We start from the raw sequence: 21,533 nt of genomic DNA, 5'->3' as shown, positions 1-21,533 counted from the left end.
GGAGGGGGATCGATGAAATTGCAAGTAGGCGAAAAAATTACCTTTGAAAGAACTTTTACGAGAGAGGATGTTGTTTTATTTACAGAAGTATCTAAAGATGAGCAGGGGAGATTCGCTGTACAAGGCCTATTAACATCAACACTACCTACAAAAATTGGCGGAGATTATAACGTACTAGCTCGTCAACAAAAAGGACATTCCGAGTATTACAAGAAATGTCCTTTCCACTAAATTATAAGGTATTTCGCTAAAATTCAAACTCTAAAATTAGTTTACTAGTTTGACCTGTAAACTGATAATGATAGGATCCTCTCAGGTTTTCTAAGTTACCGGTAGCTTTAATAATTGTTCCTGGGGAATCTAAATTTCCTTTATCAAATATTCCTTGCTCTATAGCTGTAAATGTCCCTTGTTGCCCCTTATAAATTCCTTCGAAGTGTAAAAAACCAGAAATTTTAGCAGTAGCCAAGTGACCATCATTTATATTTGAGTCCAAATAATATAATAAGTATTCAACAAAAGCTTTTCCTTGTAATTCCCCATCGATATCATATTCAACATGAGCAATATTAATAGGAAAATCTTTTCTAGTATCATCAATTGGTTTTTCATCCCATTTACTTACTGTAAATGTTACTTCCATACACGTAAATCCCCCTTTATCATTAGATAAGTAATCTCCATATCATTTAAAAAGTACCAATTCACTGTCATATCTCATAGGAGTGTTTTTATTTATTTGAGTCCTGTCATATTGCTATCAAGCTCATCAAAATAAAATACACCCTAAAATGAAAAAAAATTATAAAACTTATGGCTAAACTTATTTAAAGTTTTCCTTTATTCCACACCACTCTCCAAAATAGAGAAAGATCCATTTTCACAATTAATTTCTGCCATTGCACCGTAAGGTAAAATAAACTTCGGTTCAGTATGGCCAAAATTTAAATTATAAAGAATCGGCAAATCTTCTAAGTTATGTTCCTTCATAACCTGCAATATTTCCTGTTTATATTCTTCATAGTATTGTTCATCTTTCGGTTTACCAAAAATGATTCCTTTTGCTTTTTGCAGAATGCCTTGCGCTGCATAATTTCGTAACCAATACTTTATATAACTTGGTTCTGGATGATCTTCAGAAGTTTCAAAGAAGAGAATACTATCCTCCCAATGTTTTCTCTCAGGCCAAAGCTCCGTTCCTTTTGCAAATTCCAGTACTTCAATGCAACCACCAATTAAGTGCCCTTGTACAGTGGTAGAGCCTTGAAGTACCTCATATCCATTGTTTTGCTGCATCGTACGTCTTGTATCCTTATTTATTTCAATCCATTCTAAATGCTCACTTGTCCATTCATGAGCTGGTTGAATCTCGCCAATCGTTTCATTTGAAAAGAGGGTACGATTTACCATTTCAATTGTGTATGGATCCATTTCTACATTTTCGGCAAAATCGGTCAGAATTGCTGGACCGTATAAAGAGGAAAGCCCTGCTTTATGACAAAATAAATGTGTAATAGTAACGTCAGAGTACCCCATAAAAATTTTCGGGTTTTCGCGTATCACATTAAAATCTATATAGGGAAGTAACCGGATGCTATCTTCACCGCCAATATTCGCGATAATTGCTTTCACACGTGTATCTTTAAATGCTGTCATTATATCTTCCGCACGAGCCTCTGGATTGTTATAAAGGTATTCGCTACCTTTTAAGCTATTTGGCATGGGGATAACCGTAAGACTAAAAACTTCTTCTAATCTTTTTACTCCTTGCTCATATCGCCATCTTATTTCAGGATCACCTGCTCCTCCCCATGAAGGACTTACTGTTGCTACAATATCTCCTGCTTGTAACCTCTTTGGTTTTATTAACATGTTAACCCCGCTCCTACATAATGTAATAGACTACGATTATACAAAATGTATCATTGAAAAAATATGATGCATGACATTAGTTTCTTCATCGTCAATTCGTTTACCTGCTGGGATTTAAGAATTCAATCTTAGTGTTGAATTGTATTTGAAAATTACAGTATGCAACATTGTATGAGAAAGAAAGTTGCTATTTTCTGCAATCTGTAACTGTAATGATTATAAGTTAATCGTATTCAATCCGAAAAATAAAATCATCATGAATGGAGAGGTTACAGCTTTTCCTGAACAAGAAAGCTAGCGCCTTTAGGCATGGGAGAGGTAAGGGAAGTTGGATACGGAGTGTCACTAAAAATCGCAACGTTCGTGGTACTTTAAGTGTCCGAAGTATAGATAATTTCTTCGTTTTTTTGTTGGGATTTTTAGGGGATTATTCTTTGAGTAGTAGATAGAGAGGTGAAAAAATACACCTAATTAATAGGTGTATTTTTTAGACTTGAAAACCACATATGTATTGGAGATTTCTCTGGGGTACAGCGTATCATTACAGAAATCATGCGTATACATAATAGGTGCTATATTGAATGGTTTCCAAATATATATGGAAATTGAAAACTAAATAAATCTCAATATTGGTAACTTAAATACCTGTACTATATTAAGAATTAGTAGGAGCACCGCCAGTATGGCCATGAGCTTCAAATTTTGGAGCCGGGAAATGTGTATGTCCTTCTTGTTTAGGAGCCCCACCAGTGTCACCGATGTTTAAAGCAGGAGCGCTGCCAGTACCACGTGAATCTAATTTCGAGCTTAAATCAGCATGTGTCTCTTGTTTCGGAGCAGGGAAATGTTCGAGCCCCTCAAGTTTCGGAGTCGGCGTATCACCAACATTTAAAGCAGGAGCGCCAGTATTACCATGCGCTTCTAACGTAGGAGCAAAGAAGTCAGTATTACTCTCTTTTTTAGGAGCCATTCCTTCTCCATGAGTATTTGTATAAGCAGGAGCCCCGCCGTGGTCCCCATGGCTTTCTAATTTCGGAGCAAAAGTTTCACCGTGCTCAGCTTTTACAACGCCGCCATCCCCAATATTTACACCAAAAAGACCAAAGCTAAACACTGATAACCCTACAACAGCTGTACTAATTTTTCTTTTCAATCTATATCTCTCCTTTTGTTATGTTTTTTCATTTTGTCTAAACGTGGTAGATAAAATGAAATGAATCGTAAAAAATTACCAATTATATTACGATATACGAATAATTCTGTGTAATATTTTGTAAAACCTCCTTGGAATTTGAATTTTATGAAAATAAAATTCGACACGGTTCAGTTTTCAACTAGTTGAATAGAATTTGATTGAGTTTTTATAAAGCTATTGGTTAACCTTAGGATCAAAAGTAGTTCTTAATTTCTTTATAACGTGCCCATAAGGTTATTTTAGCTTTGAATTAACTATTATAATTCGAGAATTTATTCCTCTTGCTGTATATTTAAAAATTACAGTATGCAACATTGCATAAGAAAGAGGGTTGCTATTTTCTACAACCTGTAACTATAATAGTTACAGATTGGTCGTATCCAATCAAAAATAAAATCATCATGAATGGAGATGTTTCATAATGGGTATGAAAAAATTAATTTTAGCAGGTGCTTTAGGAATCGCAGCATTATCAGGAACAAATTTACCAGGACTAGAAGTAACAAAAGCGAGTGCAGCTTCTATTGAATCGAATTTCTCGACGTTAGAAGGACGAGTAGTAGAAGTAGATAACGGTGTAATTGTCGTAAAATCTAAGCAATACGAAGAACCTGTTAGTGTATACATGGATACTTTCTCAAATGTGAAAGTAGGAGATGAGGTTAAAGCTACTGGATCTATGATGCGTAATTTTACAGAATATATGGTTGCAACTGCAATTGAAAATACAACAAACAAGTTTGGCATGCACATGAAAGAAGATGGCTCACCTGATTATGTAATTGGGGAAGTATCAAAAGTTGGAACAGACGGTGCTACTAAATATGTCGTAGTGGGGTATCCATCGTTAAACGGGAAGAAAGATATTATTGATGTTTTCTTAACAAAGGGACAAGTATTTAATGTGGGTGAGAAAGTGAAAATTGATATGAATTATGTGGGCTGGGGTGGAAGTTCTATTAACTGGAACACAACGGATCATATCGAAAAGGTTTATGAGGTAAAGAACAACGCTGTGAATAATGATGATGTTTGGATTTGGTCTTAATTAGACTTCTGTAAATAATAAATGTATCATGTAGTACTCAGCAAATGGTCATGTGTATGACCATTTGCTGAGTACTTTTTTCTTTTTTTTATATTTGGGGCTAAGGTACATCATTGTATCTATAATAATTTTTAAAATCCCGGTACACAGTTGAATCGAATAAATCTATACAGACAAGTGTTTTCAAGTAATGCTTATGCATTGATTTTATTCAAAACTGCTACTCTATTCGTCGTAAATAATAGATAATTTTGTTTTACTGTTTTGATTAAGATTCGATCTGTTGTAGCATATGCTGTTCCGACTCGGATTACGTTTTCTTCTTCTACACCAGCATAAGTTTCATCTTCTGTAACTTCAATAATATCACTTAATGGAATTTGAACCTTAGCTAGTTGCCATGAAATAATTAATTCTTCATCTGTTTTTTTGACATCGATACCTAGCATGTTATCAAAACCTTTCTCTATTAAAATGCCACTATTAATTTAATTATACAGATTTAAGGGTTTTATTTCTATTGTGAAATTTGATTTTTCACAAGGTATCGTACTACGAACAAATAAAGGTATCCACTGACAACTGTGATTTTTCTGCAATGAAGATGGTCTTTTTTATGTTGTGAATTTTTGAGAATAAGGGATTCCTGACTAGAATATGATGTTTAAATCGGAGCGGATTTAAAAAATACAATAATGAAAGAGGTGTTTACATATGGAGCGAAATGAGAATTATTTACGAGCTAAAAAAAGGGTGGAGAATTTAAAAGCGTTTTACATTCATTTAACGGTCTATATATTAGTGAACTTAATGCTTTTTTTTATAAATATAAGTTCTGATTCAAGTAAATTATGGTTTTTATATCCACTTGGAGGTTGGGGGATTGGTATCGTTATACACGGTTTAACAACTTTTCCATTTGGGATATTCGGAAAAGAGTGGGAAGAACGAAAGATTAAAGAGTATATGGAGAAAGATAAGTGAATTTATTTTTGGAATGTATGAATATAAATCTCTACAATCAAATGCTTGATGCGAAGCCTATTCTATAGCTTCGCCTATTTGTTTTGTATTCGAAGTTTGCGCGAGTGAGAGTGTTCCTATTCACTTTTCAGCGTAAATTGCAAATGAAATCAAAACTTTACTTGTAGTACATAATAAATAAAGTTGTTACCCTTTTAAAATTACATGTGGATATAGGATAAAGTTGATTTATCATCCTATATTAAAATAAAAACAAACCACTGTTCGATTTGAATATTCCACGATATAATAGTGAGAGTTTATGGCAGAATAAATATTTACATAAGAAGTGAGGTACTGTATGAAAAAAAGAACGACAGACATTATTTTTATTATTATCGGTGCATTTCTTTTTGCGTTAGGTGTCAATTTATTTGTTATTCCGAACGAGTTTGGTGAGGGCGGGGTAACAGGTATCACGATTATTACGTACTATTTATTTGAGTGGTCACCAGGTTTAGTTAACTTAATTTTAAATGCGATTTTGTTAATAGTCGGTTATAAATTTTTAAATAAGATTACAACGATTTATACGATTATCGCTGTAGTGACTAACTCGCTATTTCTTCATTTAACAGAAGGCTGGACGATTGCTTCTGATGAAATGCTCGTAAATGCCATTTTCGGTGGAATATTTATCGGGTGTGGTATTGGTCTTATCATTCGCGTTGGTGGAACAACTGCAGGTACTACGATTTTAGCAAGAATGACGCATAAGTATTTAGGCTGGAGTATTAGCTATGGTCTACTGTTCTTCGATTTAATCGTTGCGTTTTCATCTTATTTCATCATTGGTGCAGAAAAACTGATGCTGACAATTATTATGTTATATGTAGGAACGAAAGTAATGGAATTTGTAATTGAAGGCTTAAATCCGAAAAAGGCCATTACAATTATTTCTGATAAACCAGATGAAATTGCCGGGAAGGTAACTTCTTTAATGGGTAGAGGGGTTACTGTGTATTCAGGTCATGGTTATTACACGAAAACGCCGAAGGACATTCTTTATGTTGTTATTAATAAGCAAGAAGTAGTGAAGCTAAAGCGGATTGTTCAAACTACAGATCCGGCTGCCTTCATCGCTATACACGATGTTCGTGATGTGTTCGGAGAAGGATTTGTTGATATTTCGAAGGCTTAAAAATTGTTTTTGATTAAAATAATCTTAATACTAAAACGTGAGAATCTATTTTGAATAATCTTTTTTCAAAATAGATTCTTTTTCTTTTTCTTGCAAAAAATCCAATTGTTTCTTAATGTAGTGATGTAGAAGGATGAACGAGAGAGGGTTTAATGAAGATGATACATATTTTATTAGCTGATGACGATAAACATATAAGAGAGTTATTGCATTATCATTTACAAAAAGAGGGGTTTAAAGTTTTTGAGGCGGAAGATGGAAAGGTAGCGCAAGACGTATTAGAGAAGGAAAATATTCATCTTGCGATTGTAGACATTATGATGCCTTTTGTTGATGGTTATACGTTATGTGAAGAAATTCGGAAGTATCATGATATTCCTGTTATTTTATTAACTGCGAAAGACCAGTTAGTGGATAAAGAAAAAGGATTCATTTCTGGTACAGATGATTATATCGTAAAACCATTTGAACCAGCTGAAGTGATTTTCCGTATGAAAGCTTTATTACGCCGTTATCAAATGCTGAGCGCTGACATAATTACACTCCATGGAACGACAATTGATCGTAAAGGTGTTGAAGTAAAGTGTAACGGCCAGACGATTTTACTTCCTTTAAAGGAATTTGAATTATTATCACAATTAGCTAGTTATCCTGGGAGAACATTTTCAAGAGAAGAATTAATTGAATTAGTATGGGGAATGGATTTTGAAGGAGATGAACGAACAGTTGATGTTCATGTGAAAAGGCTCCGAGATCGTTTCTCAAAACGAACGGATGATTTTCAAATTACAACGGTGCGCGGCCTCGGGTATAAGTTGGAGTTGAAATAAGATGAAATCACTATATTCTAGATTTGTATTTATGACGGTCGGCATTATGCTACTTAGTAGTATTATCGGCTTTTTATTAACGAACGTATATTATCAAGTGAAGTTAAAACCGTATAATAGTGAAAAGATTTTAAAGTATGCGGAAGAAGTTAAATCGTTATATGAAAAGCAAAGTGAAGAAAATCAAGAGACGTATTTGCATTCTATTGCAAAGTTAGGGTATGAAATTTATATTGTCGATGATCAAAAGAATGGAAAGCGTATCGGTAATGCGTTTCGTAAGACGTCTATTAGCGATGCTACTGTTCATAAAGTATTGCAAGGAGAAACGTTTAATGGTGTTTCTACGTATCCAACGCGTCTTTTTATTACAGGATTTTTCGATAATGAATTAATAAATAGTGTTGGTGTACCGGTAAAGCACGGTGATAAACAGTACGCGTTATTTATTCGCCCCGACATTCAGAACCAATTTGGCGAAATGCGAATTTTCTTAGCGGTATTACTTGGGTTTATCGTACTATTAAGCATTATCTTTATAGCGATTGCAGCAGGTTATATCGTTCGCCCAATCCGTAAATTTACGAAGGCTACGCAAAAAATTGCGAGTGGGGAATATAAAATTGAATTAGACGTAAAACGAAAAGATGAAATAGGAACGTTATCTACAAGCTTCCAAAAGATGACGAAAAGTATTAAAGAACTAGATGAAATGAGACAAGAATTCGTTTCGAACGTTTCACATGAATTTCAATCACCACTTTCTTCCATACAAGGTTTTTCAAAAACGTTGCAAACAGAAAAGATGAGTGAGGAAGAAAGAAATCATTACTTACAAATTATTGAAGGTGAAAGTAAGCGAATGTCTAGTTTATGTAAACAGTTACTTACGCTCGCTTCATTAGATAAGGAGGAAAAGGTTTTACAAATAAAAGACTTTTCCTTACAAAAACAAATAAAAGACGCCATTTTTATGCTTGAATGGAAATGGCGGGAAAAAGATATCGCCGTTGAATTTGATGTGCCGGACATTACAATTCAAGGTGATGAAAACTTACTTCATCAAGTATGGAGTAACATTTTCACGAATAGCATTAAGTTTTCAAACGATGGTGGAACGATTGAGTTTTTCGTGGAAGAGTTAGAGTCTAGCGTTATAATTTCTATATCAGACAACGGAATCGGTATGGAAAAAGAAGAAATGGATCGTATTTTTGATCGTTTTTATAAGGTGGATACAGCGAGAGCAAGAAACGTAGAAGGTAGCGGTTTAGGGTTATCAATCGTGCAGAAGATTGTTGAACTGCATAAAGGGACCGTTTCGGTATATAGCACGAAAGGGGAAGGGACGACTGTTCGGGTTGAACTTCCTAAATAGATGAAAGAGGCTGTTTGGGAACAGCCTCTTCTTTTTTTGTCGCTAGTATACGTGTAAAATGAAAAAATATGAGTCATTTTAATTGCATAATCGGATGAGTTTATGGAGTGGGATTAGGAGGAAGTTTATTTAAAAATGTAGAATCTCTACAGAGTTAGAGGAAGTGTATTAAAACTTGAACTGTGTAGGGAGGAAATTACTTTGAAACGAATTGACTTGTTATTAAATAAACTAGATTCAACATTCGATAAAGAGAGTTGGTATGCACCGTTTAAACATGCTATAGAAGGACTTACAGCTGAACAGGCTATGTGGAAACCAGCTGGAGAGACAACGAATACCATTTGGGAGAATGTTAATCATCTCACTTATTACAAAGAAAGACTTGCTGCAAACTTGGAAGGACGTGAATGGACACATAATCTTGACGGTAATGACACCTTTTATCTGACTAAGCAATCTAATAATGATACGGAATGGAAGGAAGTCGTTGAACGCTCTGAAAATGCTCAGCGTAATTTAAGACAGGTATTAAGTGCAATTTCTGAAAGAGAGCTTGAACAAAATTCACTTGAAGGTAAATTACTGGACATCATGCTTCATGATGCTTATCATACAGGCCAAATTATTCAATTAAGGAAAATGCAGGGGGCATGGCCATCAAAGCGTTAACTGCCGTTTTGGTGCTTTTGTTGAATAAAATTTAGATATTCAAACGACTTTATTATTATATTTTTAACCCCGTCCCAAATTTAGAACGGGGTTATGTTTGCTGGCTATAAAGCAGCACCTTTCCTGCGCTCCTCCTTAAACTGCACCCCAAAAGTATCCGCTGTAATCTCATCAGCTTTCGGCAATGCTCGTAATTTCGGATGAAGTAGCCATACGAGAGAAATAAATAAAATCCCGATGCTAGCGAGCGCGAAAATGAGTTGGCTACTAAATACATTTGCAGTGTATCCGCCAATTAAAGAACCGATCGGCATAGCAATTGTGCTCATACTTCGCATGACTGAATTGATGCGGCCAATATATTGATTTGGAATTACAATTTGGCTAATTGTCGCAAATAATATGTTGGTTGCACCAATTGGAATCCAAGCTAGGCCGAATAAGAGAATAGATAGCCATTGAAACGGTACGATTGTAGAGAGAAACCAAAAGGTAGCGCCAGTCGCAAAGCCAATAATAGAGACACGGCCAACATTACGTTTACCAACCCATGAACTGAATAATGCACCGATGAGACTACCTGCTGATATAGCAGCTAAGAAGAAGCCATATGATTTCACGCCCCCTAAAGAATCAGCGAAAGAAGGGAGTATGGCCATCGTCATACCAATTGAAAAATTAGCGACAACGGAACCGATTAAGAATACGCCCATTAAGGAACGGAAGACAATTGAAAAACCTTCTTTTAAATCAGAGAAATATTGTTTAGTTGAAAGTGATGTGCCCGTTTCGGTTTGCTTTGGCATTTTTAATGAAAAGAACAAAAGGGCAGTAATCGCGAATGTGAAAGAGTCAATTACATATAAAGTGATCGCGCCAAATAGTGCTACTAATATTCCAGAAAGCGTCGTACAAATTAAATCAATGCCTTGATACGCAAATGAAAAGAGTGAATTTCCTTTTAATAATTGTGTTTTATGCAGTAGAAGTGGTAAAGCTTTTGATTGTGCGGGATAGGCGAATTGTTCAATAAAGGCTACGATTGGCATGATGATGAGTAGTAGGTGGACTGTTAATAGGTCGAAGTAGTGTGTAATAGGAATGATTAAAATAAGAATGCATTGCAAAACTTGTGTGATGACGAGGGTGTGTTTAATGGACCATCTATCAACGAATGGACCAGTAAGAAATTGAAGTGCAGAAGGTAATAATGTAAGAAAACCAGCTAATCCAGAATAAAAAGGATTACCACTTAATTTGTATACGAGCCACATCGCTGCTACATAATACAAACTATCTCCTATGTTTGTAAAAATTCTCCCTAAAAATAATAAGCGGAAATTCCGGTTTTTTAATATGTCCACTTTATCTGCTCCTTTATAATAAATTTATTCGGTAAAATAAATTTGACCGTTTATGTAAAAAAAATCGTATTACGATTTTTCTTCTTTTTTAATAAATTGCTGCATTGTTCTCTCAGCGATTTGAAGTGCAGTAGTAGAAATATAATAAGGTTTACTATTCGGATCTTTATCTGCACCTTTTGTGATTTCGTTTAATTCAGCCATTAATTCATAAAACTTTTTTACCCACACTTGAAATTGTTCTGGCGTAGCATCAAATTCCCAGCAGGATGAAACGTAATTCCACTTAGCTGGATCTTCACTTGCATTTCGTAATGTAAAAGCTTCTTCTGGTGCAGCGAGAATTTGGCTTTTCGTTCTTTCTATCATTTGTAAAAAGATTTGGCGACCTGATTCGCTTACTATTTCTAAATGAGGTAATAGATCTGCAGCAGGGGTGAAGCCTTTCGCGACAGATTGATAAAACTTTTGAACAATCCCATTCTTTTCTTCTGTATAAACGATCTCTATAAGACCATTCTTTTCTAATTCTTTTAAATGATAATGAATTTTCGCCCTTGAAATGCCGAATTTCTCAGATAGTAATTGTCCAGTATAAGGACGTTCGCATAGACGTATCATCATTTCGGAACGTAGTGGATCGCTTAATGCTTTTAGTTGGCTATAAGTAGTTAGTGTTAATACGGGCTTCAAAATGATCAACTCCTTAAATTAAATTACTCGGTCAAGATTATTTGACTGAATTGTATCAAGGATCTTAATTATTTTCAATACTTTCTGAAAATTTAATCTTAATCTCTGTAATCTTCTGTTCATATTCCGTTCATATTTCTTTTTTATGATAAGTGCATAGAAAGAAAGAGGAAGGAGCGAGCGAAATGTTTTTAGCTCTGCGTGAATTAAAACAATCAAAATTACGATACGGATTAATCGGATTGATTATGGTGTTATTATCATTTTTAGTCCTTGTTATTTCAGGATTAGCAAATGGATTATCATATGATAATGCTTCATCGATTCAAAATATGGAGGCAAATAAGTTCGTTTTAGCAGATGATGCGGAAAATAAATTACTTCGTTCACAAATTAAGAAAGACGATGTAGATAACGTAGTAAGTCAAGTAGGCGAGAAAGAGGCAGTTCCATTTCGTGTGAAAGTTTCAACATATGAAAAGAAAGATAGTTCGAAAAAGGTTGATATCGCTATTTTCTCAAGCGAACGAGATTCATTTTTAGAACCGAACATTGTAAAAGGTGAGAAATTAGGTACAGCAAACAACGAGATGGTTGCTGATGAATCGATTAAAGAGAAGGGAATCGATATTGGAGATACAATTATCGATCCTGTTTCAAAGAAAGAATTTACAATCGTCGGATTTACGAAAGATCAAATGTTTAGCCATACACCAGTCGTTTATGTAAATGAAGACGTATGGGGATCTATTTCACAACCAAACCAAAAAGATTATAGTGCAATTGCACTTAACACAGATAAAGAAATTAAAAATGCTCACGTTATTGATAAAAAAGAAGTACTGCAAAGTATTCCAGGATTTAAAGAAGAGCAAGGAACTTTAACGATGATCATTGCGTTCTTACTTGTGATCGCTGCGTTATTAATCGGTGTATTCTTCTATGTTATTACACTACAAAAAACACAGCAATTAGGTGTATTAAAAGCAATTGGTACGAAGGACTCGTATTTAGCAAATAGTTTAGTCGTACAGGCGTTATTCTTATCAGTCGTTGCGATGGTAATTAGTATCGTTCTTGTACAAGGATTAGAACAAATTTTACCAGCGGGTATGCCGTTCTTATTAACAACACCGATGATTGCACAATACGCAGCAATCTTTATCGTAATTAGTATTTTAGGAACACTTATTTCGTTATACCAAGTATTAAAAGTTGATGCATTAGAAGCAATTGGAGGCGGGATGTAATGACTTCATTATTGAAATTAGACAAAGTAAGTAAAGTGTACGGAGAAGGGAATACGGAAGTAACAGCCCTTCATCCGATGTCGCTTGATGTGAAAGCTGGAGAGTTTATCGGAATCGTCGGTCCTTCTGGATCAGGGAAAAGTACATTATTATCAATCGCGGGTGCACTATTATCACCGTCAAAAGGGGATATTTACATTCGTGAGCAAAATATTACGAAGCTATCAGAAAAGGAAATGACAGACATTCGTTTGAAAAAAATCGGCTTCATTTTCCAGTTCGCAAATCTTGTTCCATATTTAAATGTGAAAGAACAATTACTTTACATTGCTAAGTTAAAAAAAGAAAGTAAACAAGAATCAGAAAAGCGTGCGGATCATTTATTAGCGGCATTTGGATTAGGAGAAAGAAAAAATCATTATCCAAATCAACTATCTGGCGGGGAAAAACAAAGGGTAGCAATCGCTCGTGCGTTCATGAACAACCCAGATTTAATATTAGCGGATGAGCCAACGGCAAGCTTAGACTCAAAACGCGCACGTGAAGTTGTTGAAATGATGAAACGTGAAGTGAAAGAGAGCCAAAAAGCAGCAATTATGATTACACATGATGAAAGAATGCTTGATGTATGTGATCGTATATTGACGCTTCGAGATGGACAGTTAATATAAAAAAAGGAAAACCGTACATGTATGTGCGGTTTTCCTTTTTTTAATGGATTTATTTAGAGAATAACGTTTTAATTTTATTACGAGTAAGTAATAAAATCCCGCCTAATACAGATAGCATTCCTAGAGCCATATTGTTTGATTGCTCGCTACCAGCGTTAGGAAGTTCTTTAGCGTTATTGTTTTTAGTACCATTATCTGCTTGCGTTTGTTTGGACTGTGATACTTCATTAATCTTGTTATCAACATTTTGCTTCGTTGTATGTAACTCAGCTAATTTGTCGTCAATTTTTTTCTCAGTATGCTTAAAGTCGTTGATTTTAATATCTAAGTCTTGTTTTTTCTTTGTTAAATCGTCTGAAACAGTTTGTTTCGATTGTTTAATTTCGTTAATTTTATTTAGTAAATCTTCTCTAGCCTTTTGTAATTCAGCTAGTTTGTTTTTTACATCTTGTTTAGCTAGTTCTAAGTTAGCGGAAAGACTGTCTAAATTGCCTTTAATTTTCTTAAGTTCCTCTAACGTGTTACCAGTATTCGGCTTGTTTTCTTTTAGTTCAGCGAGTTTGTCTTCAGCAGTTTGTTTCGCTTTCTTTAACTCAGCTAATTTTTCATCTACTTGTTTTTTAACTTCCTTAAGTTCATTAACCTTTTGATCAATGTTCTCTTTATGTTGCTTCATTTCATTCACTTTTTCATCGACAGTTTGTTTATGTTCTTTAATCTCATTCACTTTGTTATCGATATTTTGTTTATGCTCTTTTACTTCAGCAACTTTATCTTCTACTTGTTTTTTATGCTCTTTTATTTCCGCGATTTTATCTTCGGCGATTTGTTTGTCTTGCTGAAGTTTTGCATCTAACTCTTGTTTATGTTGTTTAATCTCGTTAATTTTTTCATCAGCAACTTGTTTACGTTCATGTAGTTCATTCACCTTCGTATCAACATTTTCCTTAACCTTGTTAAGTTCATTCAATGTTTGATCCACGTTTTCTTTGTGTTGCTGCAATTTAGCATCTAACTCTTGTTTATGTTGCTTAATTTCAGCTAATCGATCTCCCGTACTTTGCTGAGGAGTAGCATCATTTACTTCCGCATGAGCAGAGTTTGCGCCAGCAATCATTGCTAAAGCTAGTGTAGACGCAGCGATTGTTTGTTTTGTTTTCATATTTTTGTACCTCTTTTCTTTCATATGCATGAACTGTTTTGTGTAAAAATGAGCATATAGAAGTAGATTATCTTATTATTATATACTATGTTAGGCGCTTAGAGGAAGGATTTGCATAATAATCTATGATTATGTAATTTTTATAATCTCTTATTTGGGGTAGGGGATAAACCTTTAGCTAGATGAACAATTTCTTCTATAGTAAAGCTTACATCTTTATTATTGCGAATAACAAACAAATAATCAGCCTCGTTTTCTAAAGGATCTACCACATCATCGTGAAGTGATTCAGTTTGTTGTCGATCAAGTACTTCTTTGAAACTAGAATATCCACCTCTAAAAATATTCGTACTTCGCGTGCTTCGAGCCACTCTTTCGTAAAGTACATCATCTGGAATGTCAAAATGAACTAATATGCGTACATATTCATTCTGTGGAAATAATTCGTTTAGTAAATAGAATCTTCCGTTTTTACTGCGATTGGAATTACAAATAATAAGGTGTAAATTTGTATGTTCTTTCGCATAATCAACAATGAATTTTGAAAGACCGTGCTTAAATGTATTAGCACCTTCAGCCGGCTGTAATTTTTCGTAATGCGTGTTAATAAATTCAGCTTGGTTATCTTGATCCATAACGAAAGAGTGGGATAACTCTTTTTCTAAAGCTTTTGCAAATGTAGTTTTACCGCTGTGTGTTTTTCCTACAGTAATAATGACGAATCGTTTCATATTGGCCTCCATTTGTATTGTTATGAACTGGAATATTCGGTGTAGATCGAAATCTTCCTGCTAGAGATTACACAAATTGTTGGAGCGTTAGTAGGCTGGAAACTTGACAAAAAAACTTATTTGTGCTATAATTTACCAATATAAAAATAAGGTGTATAATAGGGTTCTCCTGGCCAGGGGAACCCTATTTTTGTTGTGAAAATGAAGGAGAGTGTATGTGCGTGAAACAAGGTGAAGCAAGTGTAACGTCGTTAGTATCAGCTTTCGGAAGGGCGTATCATAGTGAATTTGATAATCCTAAAATCTTTGATGATTATGTAGCTAAAGATTTCATTTCACAAAAAGAACGTAACAATATTGAAACGAACATGGTTCAAGGGATACATTTCTTCAATACAGACATTGCACAGCAGTTTCAAGATAATCCACAAGAAATATTAAAATGGATTACACAAGTGCAATTATCACCAACACCTTTAGCACGTGCGGCATATTGTGAAAGAGTATTACTACACGAGATTACGCTGGGAGCGAAACAATACGTCATACTCGGTGCAGGCTTAGATACGTTCAGTTTTAGACACCAAGAATTAGAAAATAAAATAGAAATATTTGAAGTGGATCATCCTTCTACGCAGGCGTTTAAGAAGGAAAGAATAAAAGAAACAGAACTTGAAGTTCCAAAAAACCTTCATTTTGTTTCAATGGATTTTACGAAAGGATTTTCCTATGAACAGTTACGCAATGAAGGATTTGAACATAAAAAGACTTTCTTTAGCCTTTTAGGTGTTACGTACTATTTAACGAAAGAGGAACTTGCTAGTTTATTAGAATGTTTATTCGAGATGGTTCCGGCAGGCAGTTCTATCGTTTTTGATTATCCCGATGAAAACTTGTTTACAGAAAAGGGACTGTCCAATCGAGTTGAAAATATGGTGAAAATGGCTGCGGTGGGCGGAGAACCGATGAAATCATGTTATTCTTATGCTGAAATGGAAGCACTGTTAGAGAAGGCGGGCTTACTCATTTATGAGCATTTATCACCAGAGGACATAAATACATTATATTTTGAAGGACGAAATGATTATTTGAAAGCTTTTGAGACGGTGCATTATGTACATGCGGTGAAGAGGTAAGGAATTAGTAGGCATGGGGAGGAATCTCTGTGTCTTTTTTGTATTAAATTTCCTGCCCTCGAATAAAGAACAGTAAAACCCCTAAGCATGTAGATCTTTGATTTTTATTACAATTTTGTAAGGTTAAGTAATGAAAATCGATAGAACTAGATATGTGAATAGGATACTCTGATTAACGGATAGAATATTCTGAAAAAAAGGGCGGAGCAAATGAAGAATAGACAAAAAGCATCGATAATATGCAAAAGTATTTTATGTTTAATTATTTGCATATTTATTATGAATGAAGCATGGTTTACAAATGTGGTGAGGGCAGAATCGGGCACGCTGACTGATAGGAGTATAGAGGATTTCAAAAAAAAGCTGGATGAACAGGTACCAAAATGGCAGGAGGATTATGAGGTACCCGGGGTTGCAATAGGAATTGTGCATGAGGGACGTATTGCTTATACACTTAACTACGGTTATGTAGATAAAAAGACAAAAAAAGCGGTGAGTGATGATACTTTGTTTCAGGCTGGTTCCATATCTAAAAGTCTTACAGCGTGGGGAATCTTGCACCTTGTAGATGAAGGGCGTTTATTACTAGATGATCCCGTTGGAAAATATCTGACCAAATGGAAATTATCTAATTCAGAGTTTAATAATAATGAAGTTACGATAAGAAGATTGTTAAGTCATACAGCAGGGCTGTCTCCACATAAAGGATATCTCGGGGTTGCACCAGGGAAACATCTTGACTCTATTGAGGAGTCTCTGTCTGGAAAAGGATGGCTTAATGAACCAGTGGAAGTTACCAATAAACCAGGTTCAGAAACAATTTACTCTGGTGGCGGATATACAATTTTACAACTTGTAATTGAAGAAGTTACCGGAATACCGTTTGATCGTTATATGGAAGAACAAATTATGAAACCTTTAGGAATGAAATCTAGTTCATTTTTACAACGTCCTGAAAACCATAACCTTTCAAAAGCTTATGGTTATTTTGGAGAGGAGCTCCCTAGTTACCAATTTACCGAACAGGCTGCTGCAGGTCTTAAGACAAATGTTACCGATATGATGGCATTGATACTTGCAAGCATGGATGCAAATAATAAAGGGAATGGTGTCATCAAAAGTGAACGTGTTGAGGAAATGCAAAAGCCGATATTAGGGGAGAATGGTTTAGGTATATTTGAAAAAAAACTATCTAATCAATGGAAATTACTTTATCATTCTGGTGACAATCGTGGCTGGCATTCTTTTTATGGTTTTATTCCTAATACAAAGGATGGATTGGTAATCCTTACAAATGGTGAAGGTGGTATAGACTTACGACAGGATATTTACCACGCATGGATTGAATATGAAACTGGAAAATTACCTGAAAGTTACTTCGCTCTAGCTGAGCAGAGAAAAACTAACTTCATTACATCAATTGTTATTGGCGCCACATTTAGTATATATTTGCTACTGTTTGTGATTAGTTTGTACAAAGGTAGAAGAACGTTCATTTTTAAGCAAGAGAAGAAATCTTACATCGGATTAGTAGTTAGGACATTTTTACTTATTATTACTGCTGTTCTCGTTTTTTGTGCTGCCGATTTGTGGAGAGTGTTTAGTTTGAATTCCGGTAATAAAATAAATTTCATTCTAATAATGGTATGGATTATAACATTATTAATTAGTGGATTTTTCCCGAAAATTAAAAGTAATAAAAACAACGTATGAAACGAAAAGATTTAACATCAAAATTTACATGTATGTAATGTAAAAGACTAGAAAGTTAGATTGGCGTGAATCGCGAATTGTGGAGTGCAAAAAACGACAAAATCTCTTAAAAAACACTTAACTTTTAACTCCATCTATCTTTACAATCCCTCCTTATAATGTGAATTGGACAAGCACCTAAGAGAAAGCAGAACATGTCAGTTTGTACTTTCTATTATTAGGGGGGAGAATTTGTATGAAAAAGACAGTTGCTTCGTTAGCAGTTATGGCGGCATTATTACCGACGTTTTCAGCACATGCGGAAGGGAAAGAGCAAGCCCGAAAATCAGCTACAACTTTTAATGTTATTAGTGATATTCAAGGTGATTTAGGGGATTTTGATCATGTGCTAAAAGATATGAACAAAGTGACGCCACTTTCTAGAGCACTTATTATGAATGGGGATATAACGCCGACTGGACAACAGTCACAATATGATGATGTAAAGCGTGTGTTAAATAAAAATAAGCATCCAGAAAATGTATGGTCTACTGTTGGGAATCATGAGTTTTATGCTGGTAAATGGACAGCGGATGGAAAACTTTCTCAAAGTACATGGCCAAATGGTGTAACGGAAGAAACGCTATTTGGTCGCTACTTACAATTTAGTGGACAAGAAAAGGTATATCATAAAAAAGAATTAGACGGTTATCCGTTTCTATTTTTAGGAACTGAAAAATATATGAAATACCATGATTCAAAAATGTGGGATGAAGTATATATGAGTGATGAGCAACTAGGTTGGTTAAAACAAAATTTAGAAGAGTACAGCCAAAAAGATAAAAATAAACCAATTTTCATTTTCTCTCATCACGTTTTACCCGATACTGTGTCTGGATCAAGACAATCACCATATTTACAAGATTATTTAAACGTGGATAAATTGTACGATATATTAAAAGACTATCCGCAAGTTGTTTTCTTCACGAGTCATACACATTGGGATTTAAACTTACCTGACTGGGCTGGTAAAAAGAAAATTACAGGCGGAGATGAAAAAGGTTTCACCGTTGTAAATACGGGCGGGATTGAAACAGGCTGGATGTCAGCAGGACCAAATGGAGGAGAGAAAACTGCTCCAGATGGCTATTCATTTAAACAAGGGTTACAAGTGAAAGCATATGGTAACGATGTAATTGTGACAGCTTACGATTACAAACGTGATAAGGATATAAAGAAGTTATTAATTAGTGATTCAAAAATTGCGCAGATGGCACCAAATGTAACGGCAGATGATAGTAAAAATATAATTGTCGGTGCAACTGAATATATGGAGTATTCTATAGAAGGAACGAATGAGTGGCATACGTATAGTAAAGCAAATCCTCCGAAATTTGATGGAGATAAAGTCGTATACGTACGCCATAAAGGTGAAATGAATTTAGAGCCGGGATTAACGCAGTTACTTCGTTTTTCGGTAAATAAGTGATTGGAGGGAGTCTGCATTTGAATGTGTGGGCTCTTTTTTTGTTGATGAGAAAGGGGTTGCCTGTCTGTCGTTTTTTGTCGATAGATCGATATATTAAGAAAATCGTTGATATACTGCAAGTTACGATCGATATATTTGAAAAATCGTTGATATATTGTAAGTAATGAACGATATATTTAAAAAATCGTTGATATAAATTTCATGTACCGTAATTAAGTTAAAATCATTAATACGGTTTTACTTATCAAAATGAAATTCTAATACATTTTTAACCGAGAAAGATGACTTCACCATTTTTACGTGTAATAATAGTAACGTTACATATATTGTGAAAGAAGTACAAAAGGAGCGTTACAATGAATTTAGCTAAATTCCCGAGGAAAAAATATACAGAATCATATACACCAATTGAAAAGTTAAACAACTTTTCTGAAGCACTTGGTGGTCCGACTATTTATTTTAAACGAGATGATTTACTTGGTTTAACAGCCGGTGGCAATAAGACGAGAAAGTTAGAATTTCTAGTTGCAGATGCACAGGAAAATGGTGCAGATACGTTAATTACAGCTGGTGGTATTCAGTCAAATCATTGCCGCCTGACACTTGCTGCTGCGGTAAAAGAAAAAATGAAATGTATTCTTGTATTAGAGGAAGGGCTTGAGCCAGAAGAGAAGAGAGACTTTAACGGAAACTATTTCTTATATCACTTATTAGGTGCTGAAAACGTCATTGTTGTACCGAACGGAGCAGACCTGATGGAAGAAATGCATAAAGTAGCAAAAGAAGTAAGTGAAAAAGGAAATACACCATATGTAATTCCAGTTGGTGGATCAAACCCTACAGGCGCTATGGGATACGTTGCTTGTGCGCAAGAAATTATGGCGCAATCATTTGAGCAAGGAATTGATTTCAGTTCAGTTGTTTGTGTAAGTGGTAGCGGCGGTATGCATGCTGGTTTAATTACTGGTTTTTCTGGAACACAAAGCCATATTCCTGTAATCGGGATTAATGTAAGTAGAGGAAAAGCTGAGCAAGAAGAGAAAGTAGCAAAACTTGTAGATGAAACTTCAGCACATGTTGGTATTCCAAACTTTATCTCGCGCGACGCTGTTACGTGCTTTGATGAATATGTAGGACCAGGCTATGCGTTACCAACGCCGGAAATGGTAGAGGCAGTTCAGTTACTTGCGAAAACAGAAGGTATTTTACTTGATCCAGTGTATACAGGTAAGGCAGTAGCGGGATTAATCGACTTAATTAGAAAAGGTAATTTTAATAAGGAAGACAATATTTTATTCGTACATTCAGGTGGTTCACCAGCTTTATATGCGAATACTTCTTTATTTGCGTAAGTGTAAAAAGCATTGGGTATCCAATGCTTTTTTGTTATATACTGGAATTATTGAGAGGTAGGAGGATGATATGAATTCAAATTTAAAATGGATTATATATACGGTACTCGGCATTTCTATTCTATTAATCTTATTTGTGGCTTATGGGGTGTATTCTTATTTTACATTTTAAAAGCGTAATGGAAGTGAACCATAATGTAATGTATGTTATAGTTTGATATGTTAATTACTTACAATACTTTCCACAAGGAGAATACATAATGAGAGCAAAGAAACTAGTAACGTTAGCAGTTCCATTTATGCTGTTAGTCGGATGCGAGGTAGGAGATAAAGATTCTACTCATAAGACTGAGCAAACTAGTAAAGCAATAACAATACTTTCCGAACAACAGTATCCGTACTACATATGTGAGCAAGTGGTAGAGTTCCAATTTAAGAAGGATGAACTATTACTAAACTTAGGAGAATCCTTAAAGGATAAAGAAAAAGCAAAAGCTGTTTTAAAAACATCAAACGAGATAGATAAAATTTTAGATAATATGGAACACATAAAAGTACCTGATACATACAAAGACATTCACAAATCCATACAAGAAGGGGTAACAGAGGCAAGAAAAGCAACGAAGTTAATTAAGGATGCTGGTAAAGAAGATAAACAGAAGATTCAAGAAGCTGCAATGAAAGGTACTGAATTTTTATCAGGTGTAGACGGAGAGCATTGGAAAAAAGCAGTTTATGAGTTATCACAGGAAAACAAAGATGCTTATAGTAAGGCACTTGATAAGAAAGTAAAGGAGTACTCAAAGTAAAACAGTAACTTGTAACAATACATAT

20 protein-coding genes and 2 pseudogenes are annotated in these 21,533 nt (G+C 34.8%); 14 read left to right on the top strand and 8 right to left on the bottom strand.

What is annotated here, in order from left to right:
* Positions 1–12 precede the first annotated feature (12 nt).
* Positions 13–186, top strand: a pseudogene (locus ACX9TM_RS16310) (hotdog family protein); the annotation flags it as partial.
* Between the two features lie 61 nt (positions 187–247).
* On the opposite strand, the gene ACX9TM_RS16305 reads toward ACX9TM_RS16310, so the two are convergent.
* From ACX9TM_RS16305 to ACX9TM_RS16295, 3 genes are all read right to left on the bottom strand, one after another.
* Positions 248–643 carry a DUF3224 domain-containing protein gene (locus ACX9TM_RS16305; RefSeq protein WP_063220626.1) on the bottom strand — a complete coding sequence of 132 codons (396 nt, stop codon included), beginning with the start codon at positions 641–643 and terminating at the stop codon, positions 248–250.
* A 197-nt stretch (positions 644–840) separates the two neighbouring features.
* A complete protein-coding gene (locus ACX9TM_RS16300; RefSeq protein WP_065382325.1) occupies positions 841–1,872 on the bottom strand; it encodes a S66 family peptidase in 1,032 nt (343 codons plus the stop codon).
* Between the two features lie 655 nt (positions 1,873–2,527).
* Positions 2,528–3,025: a hypothetical protein gene (locus ACX9TM_RS16295; RefSeq protein WP_063220628.1), complete on the bottom strand. Its 498-nt coding sequence runs from the start codon at positions 3,023–3,025 to the stop codon at positions 2,528–2,530.
* 463 nt (positions 3,026–3,488) lie between these two features.
* Here ACX9TM_RS16295 and ACX9TM_RS16290 point away from each other — a divergent pair, with 463 nt between their 5' ends.
* Complete coding sequence (locus ACX9TM_RS16290) at positions 3,489–4,115, top strand: ATP F0F1 synthase subunit alpha (protein WP_063220629.1); 627 nt, start codon at positions 3,489–3,491, stop codon at positions 4,113–4,115.
* 194 nt (positions 4,116–4,309) lie between these two features.
* On the opposite strand, the gene ACX9TM_RS16285 is transcribed toward ACX9TM_RS16290, so the two are convergent.
* Entirely contained in the window at positions 4,310–4,564 is a 255-nt protein-coding gene (locus ACX9TM_RS16285) for a SunI/YnzG family protein (RefSeq protein WP_063220630.1), read from the bottom strand.
* Positions 4,565–4,829: 265 nt separating this feature from the next.
* On the opposite strand from ACX9TM_RS16285, the gene ACX9TM_RS16280 reads away from it, so the two are divergent.
* From ACX9TM_RS16280 to ACX9TM_RS16260, 5 genes are all read left to right on the top strand, one after another.
* The gene (locus ACX9TM_RS16280; RefSeq protein ID WP_000440733.1) at positions 4,830–5,099 is read left to right on the top strand and encodes a 2TM domain-containing protein; all 270 of its coding nucleotides are present in this window, start codon (positions 4,830–4,832) and stop codon (positions 5,097–5,099) included.
* Positions 5,100–5,439: 340 nt separating this feature from the next.
* Complete coding sequence (locus tag ACX9TM_RS16275; RefSeq protein ID WP_000747495.1) at positions 5,440–6,279, top strand: YitT family protein; 840 nt, start codon at positions 5,440–5,442, stop codon at positions 6,277–6,279.
* 152 nt (positions 6,280–6,431) lie between these two features.
* A complete protein-coding gene (locus ACX9TM_RS16270) occupies positions 6,432–7,109 on the top strand; it encodes a response regulator transcription factor (RefSeq protein WP_000781961.1) in 678 nt (225 codons plus the stop codon).
* Between the two features lies 1 nt (position 7,110).
* A complete protein-coding gene (locus ACX9TM_RS16265) occupies positions 7,111–8,487 on the top strand; it encodes a sensor histidine kinase (protein ID WP_000839517.1) in 1,377 nt (458 codons plus the stop codon).
* A 201-nt stretch (positions 8,488–8,688) separates the two neighbouring features.
* Positions 8,689–9,159, top strand: coding sequence for a DinB family protein (locus ACX9TM_RS16260; protein ID WP_000820996.1), 471 nt, complete (start codon positions 8,689–8,691; stop codon positions 9,157–9,159).
* Positions 9,160–9,263: 104 nt separating this feature from the next.
* On the opposite strand, the gene ACX9TM_RS16255 is transcribed toward ACX9TM_RS16260, so the two are convergent.
* The gene (locus ACX9TM_RS16255) at positions 9,264–10,523 is read right to left on the bottom strand and encodes an MFS transporter (RefSeq protein WP_072769964.1); all 1,260 of its coding nucleotides are present in this window, start codon (positions 10,521–10,523) and stop codon (positions 9,264–9,266) included.
* A 69-nt stretch (positions 10,524–10,592) separates the two neighbouring features.
* Positions 10,593–11,216, bottom strand: a complete 624-nt coding sequence (locus tag ACX9TM_RS16250) for an ArsR/SmtB family transcription factor (RefSeq protein WP_000805797.1) — start codon at positions 11,214–11,216, stop codon at positions 10,593–10,595.
* Between the two features lie 185 nt (positions 11,217–11,401).
* On the opposite strand from ACX9TM_RS16250, the gene ACX9TM_RS16245 reads away from it, so the two are divergent.
* Both ACX9TM_RS16245 and ACX9TM_RS16240 read left to right on the top strand, forming a co-directional pair.
* Complete coding sequence (locus ACX9TM_RS16245) at positions 11,402–12,466, top strand: ABC transporter permease (protein ID WP_072769965.1); 1,065 nt, start codon at positions 11,402–11,404, stop codon at positions 12,464–12,466.
* Positions 12,466–13,137 (top strand): ABC transporter ATP-binding protein, encoded by a 672-nt coding sequence (locus tag ACX9TM_RS16240; RefSeq protein ID WP_000202606.1) that lies wholly within the window; start codon positions 12,466–12,468, stop codon positions 13,135–13,137. The genes ACX9TM_RS16245 and ACX9TM_RS16240 overlap by 1 nt, the downstream gene beginning before the upstream one ends.
* 49 nt (positions 13,138–13,186) lie before the next feature.
* Here ACX9TM_RS16240 and ACX9TM_RS16235 read toward each other — a convergent pair whose 3' ends face one another.
* Both ACX9TM_RS16235 and ACX9TM_RS16230 read right to left on the bottom strand, forming a co-directional pair.
* Positions 13,187–14,299 (bottom strand): LPXTG cell wall anchor domain-containing protein, encoded by a 1,113-nt coding sequence (locus ACX9TM_RS16235; RefSeq protein WP_000851004.1) that lies wholly within the window; start codon positions 14,297–14,299, stop codon positions 13,187–13,189.
* Positions 14,300–14,439: 140 nt separating this feature from the next.
* The gene (locus tag ACX9TM_RS16230; RefSeq protein ID WP_139256938.1) at positions 14,440–15,042 is read right to left on the bottom strand and encodes an AAA family ATPase; all 603 of its coding nucleotides are present in this window, start codon (positions 15,040–15,042) and stop codon (positions 14,440–14,442) included.
* Positions 15,043–15,245: 203 nt separating this feature from the next.
* On the opposite strand from ACX9TM_RS16230, the gene ACX9TM_RS16225 reads away from it, so the two are divergent.
* The 5 genes and pseudogenes from ACX9TM_RS16225 to ACX9TM_RS16205 all read left to right on the top strand — a co-directional run bounded on the left by ACX9TM_RS16225 (position 15,246) and on the right by ACX9TM_RS16205 (position 21,508).
* Positions 15,246–16,166: a class I SAM-dependent methyltransferase gene (locus tag ACX9TM_RS16225; protein ID WP_072769966.1), complete on the top strand. Its 921-nt coding sequence runs from the start codon at positions 15,246–15,248 to the stop codon at positions 16,164–16,166.
* Between the two features lie 210 nt (positions 16,167–16,376).
* Positions 16,377–17,917, top strand: a pseudogene (locus tag ACX9TM_RS16220) (serine hydrolase domain-containing protein).
* Between the two features lie 197 nt (positions 17,918–18,114).
* Positions 18,115–19,347, top strand: coding sequence for a DUF4073 domain-containing protein (locus tag ACX9TM_RS16215; RefSeq protein WP_065382365.1), 1,233 nt, complete (start codon positions 18,115–18,117; stop codon positions 19,345–19,347).
* Between the two features lie 356 nt (positions 19,348–19,703).
* Positions 19,704–20,699: a D-cysteate sulfo-lyase gene (gene cuyA / locus ACX9TM_RS16210; RefSeq protein ID WP_001046615.1), complete on the top strand. Its 996-nt coding sequence runs from the start codon at positions 19,704–19,706 to the stop codon at positions 20,697–20,699.
* A 260-nt stretch (positions 20,700–20,959) separates the two neighbouring features.
* On the top strand, positions 20,960–21,508 hold the full coding sequence (locus tag ACX9TM_RS16205; RefSeq protein WP_001201796.1) for a hypothetical protein: 549 nt from the start codon (positions 20,960–20,962) through the stop codon (positions 21,506–21,508).
* The last annotated feature ends 25 nt before the right edge of the window (positions 21,509–21,533 follow it).

The organism is Bacillus sp. LH1, from assembly GCF_057924895.1.
Note: the sequence above shows the minus strand (reverse complement) of the source record. Positions and strands in the feature narration are given on the sequence as shown.

Bases quoted from the DNA above. Each gene is read 5' to 3' on its own strand.
- ACX9TM_RS16265 (WP_000839517.1), top strand. From the start codon at position 7,111: ATGAAATCACTATATTCTAGATTTGTATTTATGACGGTCGGCATTATG.
- ACX9TM_RS16280 (WP_000440733.1), top strand. From the start codon at position 4,830: ATGGAGCGAAATGAGAATTATTTACGAGCTAAAAAAAGGGTGGAGAAT.
- ACX9TM_RS16230 (WP_139256938.1), bottom strand. From the start codon at position 15,042: ATGGAGGCCAATATGAAACGATTCGTCATTATTACTGTAGGAAAAACA.
- ACX9TM_RS16270 (WP_000781961.1), top strand. From the start codon at position 6,432: ATGAAGATGATACATATTTTATTAGCTGATGACGATAAACATATAAGA.
- ACX9TM_RS16300 (WP_065382325.1), bottom strand. From the start codon at position 1,872: ATGTTAATAAAACCAAAGAGGTTACAAGCAGGAGATATTGTAGCAACA.
- ACX9TM_RS16225 (WP_072769966.1), top strand. From the start codon at position 15,246: ATGTGCGTGAAACAAGGTGAAGCAAGTGTAACGTCGTTAGTATCAGCT.
- ACX9TM_RS16215 (WP_065382365.1), top strand. From the start codon at position 18,115: ATGAAAAAGACAGTTGCTTCGTTAGCAGTTATGGCGGCATTATTACCG.
- ACX9TM_RS16205 (WP_001201796.1), top strand. From the start codon at position 20,960: ATGAGAGCAAAGAAACTAGTAACGTTAGCAGTTCCATTTATGCTGTTA.
- ACX9TM_RS16290 (WP_063220629.1), top strand. From the start codon at position 3,489: ATGGGTATGAAAAAATTAATTTTAGCAGGTGCTTTAGGAATCGCAGCA.
- cuyA (WP_001046615.1), top strand. From the start codon at position 19,704: ATGAATTTAGCTAAATTCCCGAGGAAAAAATATACAGAATCATATACA.
- ACX9TM_RS16245 (WP_072769965.1), top strand. From the start codon at position 11,402: ATGTTTTTAGCTCTGCGTGAATTAAAACAATCAAAATTACGATACGGA.
- ACX9TM_RS16240 (WP_000202606.1), top strand. From the start codon at position 12,466: ATGACTTCATTATTGAAATTAGACAAAGTAAGTAAAGTGTACGGAGAA.
- ACX9TM_RS16235 (WP_000851004.1), bottom strand. From the start codon at position 14,299: ATGAAAACAAAACAAACAATCGCTGCGTCTACACTAGCTTTAGCAATG.
- ACX9TM_RS16305 (WP_063220626.1), bottom strand. From the start codon at position 643: ATGGAAGTAACATTTACAGTAAGTAAATGGGATGAAAAACCAATTGAT.
- ACX9TM_RS16275 (WP_000747495.1), top strand. From the start codon at position 5,440: ATGAAAAAAAGAACGACAGACATTATTTTTATTATTATCGGTGCATTT.
- ACX9TM_RS16285 (WP_063220630.1), bottom strand. From the start codon at position 4,564: ATGCTAGGTATCGATGTCAAAAAAACAGATGAAGAATTAATTATTTCA.